Raw genomic sequence first — 2,006 nt, 5'->3', positions numbered from 1 at the left:
TCGGCCTGCCCGACCAGCAGCAGGCGGCGGGCCTCCTGCAGGCGAATCTGCTTTTGGTACTGCAGCGGGCTCATGGCGGTGACGGCCTTGAAATGCCGGTGGAAGGTAGAGGCGGTCATGTGCACCTGCTGCGCCACCGCGTCAATGCGCAGCGGCTCGGCAAAGTGGCTGCGGATCCAGCCGATGGCGCGGCTGACGTGCGCCAGGTGGCTGTGGGCCATGGCGATCTGGCGCAGCATGGGGGCCTGCGCGCCCGTCAGCAAACGGTACAAAATTTCGCGCTCGACCAACGGGGCCAGCATGGGGATTTGGGCCGGGGTGTCCAGCAGGCGCAACAAACGCAGCGCGGCATCCAGCAGATCGGGTGTAGCGGGGCTCACCGCCAAACCCTGCGGTGGCGCACCCGGGGGCGGGCCCGGCAGGGTCAGCAGCATTTCGGCCAGCACTGCCGGGTCCAGCGCCAGCGAGACGGCCAGGTACGGCGCGTCCGGGCGGGCCTGGACCACCGCGCCGGTGATCGGCAAATCAACCGACACCACCAGGTACTGGCCCGCGCGGTACTCGACGATGGTGTCGCCCAGCAGCGCACGCTTGGCCCCCTGCGCCACGATGCACAGCATGGGCTGGTAGACCACGCCGACCGGCAGCGTAGCGGTGTCAGAACGCACCAGGCTGACGCGCGGGATGGCGGTGGCGGTGCGGCTCTGTACGCAGTGTTGTGCAATCAAGGCGCACAACGCTTGCAGGGATGGGGAAGAAGGCGTTGGCAGCATGCGAGGATTATGCAAGAGCTGCGCAGCATCAGGCTACCGTGGCAAGGGCCTACACGGGGATAGTCAAGCTCTTCACCACCCAGGAGCTTTTCCATGTCTTTCCATCCCCCCACTTGGTTCATTACCGGCGCAGCCCGCGGCATCGGTGCCCACACCGTGCAGGCCGCGCTGGCCGCCGGCCACAACGTGGTGGCCACCGCCCGCCAGCGCGGCAGCATCCAAGCCACCGGCGACCGCCTGCTGGCGCTGGACCTGGATGTCACCGATGCCGCCCAGGCCCAGGCCGCGGTACAGGCCGCCGTGGCGCACTTTGGCCGCATCGACGTGCTGGTCAACAACGCGGGCTACGGCCAGATGGGCCTGTTTGAAGAAGTCAGTGCGGCGCAAGCGCAGGCGCAGTTCGACACCAATGTGTTTGGCCTGTTCCACGTCACGCGCGCGGTGCTGCCGGTGATGCGCCAACAGCGCGCAGGCCATGTGTTCAACCTGTCTTCCATCGGCGGCATCGAGGGGGGCCACCCCGGTGCTTCGCTGTACTGCGCCACCAAGTTTGCGGTGGAAGGCTTCTCGGAAGGCCTGGCGCAGGAGGTGCAGCCCTTCGGCATCCGGGTCACCATCATCGAGCCCGGCTACTTCCGCACCGACTTTCTGGATGCGCAATCGGTGCGCTACGGCAGCATGGCGGTGCCGGATTACGCCGCGCAGTCCGCGGACATCAGCGCCAAATATGGCCGCTACAACCACCAGCAGCCCGGCGACCCGGCGCGGCTGGCCGCAGTACTGCTGCAGCTGGCCGCCCACCCCACGCCGCCGCTGCGCTTTGCGGCGGGCAGCGATGCGGTGGCGGTGGTGGGCGCAAAGATTGACAGCCTGCGCGCTGAGCTGGCGGCCTGGCAAGCGCTGTCGGTCACCACCGACGGCTTGTTTTAGCCCGCCCGGTTTTATAAGCCAAATAGCCCGTTTGCGCAGGCGCTACCTGCGCAAGCAGCTATTGATTACAGAGCATTTCATACTTCACCTAAGGAGCCCCCATGGCAACCCCACCCACCACCTGGTTCATTACCGGCGCAGCCCGCGGCATTGGCGCGCACACCGTGCAAGCCGCGCTGGACGCAGGCCACAACGTGGTCGCCACCGCCCGCAGCCGCCAGCAGATCTCCACCGTCCACGACCGCCTGCTGGCGCTGGACCTGGACGTGGCCAACGAGGCCCAGGCGCACGCCGCTGTGCAGG

At 67.5% G+C, this 2,006-nt stretch carries 3 protein-coding genes; 2 read left to right on the top strand and 1 reads right to left on the bottom strand.

The genetic code is table 11. The features are described from left to right. Positions 1 to 773, bottom strand: a 773-nt coding sequence (locus tag ABI213_RS11165; RefSeq protein ID WP_348027082.1) for an AraC family transcriptional regulator, incomplete at its 3' end; no start/stop codon positions are given. Positions 774 to 866: 93 nt separating this feature from the next. On the opposite strand from ABI213_RS11165, the gene ABI213_RS11160 reads away from it, so the two are divergent. Both ABI213_RS11160 and ABI213_RS11155 read left to right on the top strand, forming a co-directional pair. After that, positions 867 to 1,703: an oxidoreductase gene (locus ABI213_RS11160; RefSeq protein WP_348007443.1), complete on the top strand. Its 837-nt coding sequence runs from the start codon at positions 867 to 869 to the stop codon at positions 1,701 to 1,703. A gap of 101 nt (positions 1,704 to 1,804) precedes the next feature. Continuing rightward, positions 1,805 to 2,006: SDR family NAD(P)-dependent oxidoreductase (locus ABI213_RS11155; protein ID WP_348027081.1), on the top strand; the 202-nt coding region annotated here is incomplete at its 3' end.

It is taken from the genome of Rhodoferax sp., from assembly GCF_039922535.1.
Lineage (GTDB): Bacteria > Pseudomonadota > Gammaproteobacteria > Burkholderiales > Burkholderiaceae_C > Rhodoferax_B.
This window is presented reverse-complemented; position numbering and strand designations above follow the sequence as displayed.

Coding starts and splice junctions, on each gene's coding strand:
- ABI213_RS11160 (WP_348007443.1), top strand. CDS start 867: ATGTCTTTCCATCCCCCCACTTGGTTCATTACCGGCGCAGCCCGCGGC.